The following is a 408-nucleotide window of genomic DNA, read 5'->3' on the forward strand; positions in this document are numbered from 1 at the left end:
GTTCAGGCTAAGCGCGGGGCCGGCTTCTTCGTTTGCGAAGAGAACGTTGCAGAGAAACCGAACCCTGCCGAAGAATCCCGGCTGGAGACCGTGAACACGGCCTCAAGACGGCCTTCCGCGTCGATCCTGGAAAAGACGGAACGTGCTCGAAGAGAAATGGTCCCCGAACAGCGAAGCTTTACCAGAAGACCTTTGACGACCTACGCTTCAGGCATTAACTGCATCGCGGAGAAGCATTTCCTTCGTTTTGCCGCGCAGTTGGCACGATCTCCTTGGCTCCACCGTTCCTACAGCGATCCGCAAGGCTATTTGCCCCTTCGGCACGCGATATGCCGCAGACTCCTTAAAACACAGGGAGTCCAAGTGCGGCCCGAACAAGTGGTTGTCACTAGTGGTTTCGTCCAGAGC

General features: G+C 56.6%; 1 protein-coding gene. It reads right to left on the reverse strand.

The window, feature by feature from the left end; all coding sequences use genetic code 11:
• Positions 1-207: 207 nt before the first annotated feature.
• Positions 208-408, reverse strand: a 201-nt coding sequence (locus H6A60_RS12710) for a hypothetical protein (RefSeq protein WP_205105213.1), incomplete at its 5' end; no start/stop codon positions are given.

Source organism: Sutterella massiliensis, from assembly GCF_016899755.1.
In the GTDB taxonomy this organism is placed as follows: Bacteria; Pseudomonadota; Gammaproteobacteria; order Burkholderiales; family Burkholderiaceae_F; genus Sutterella; species Sutterella massiliensis.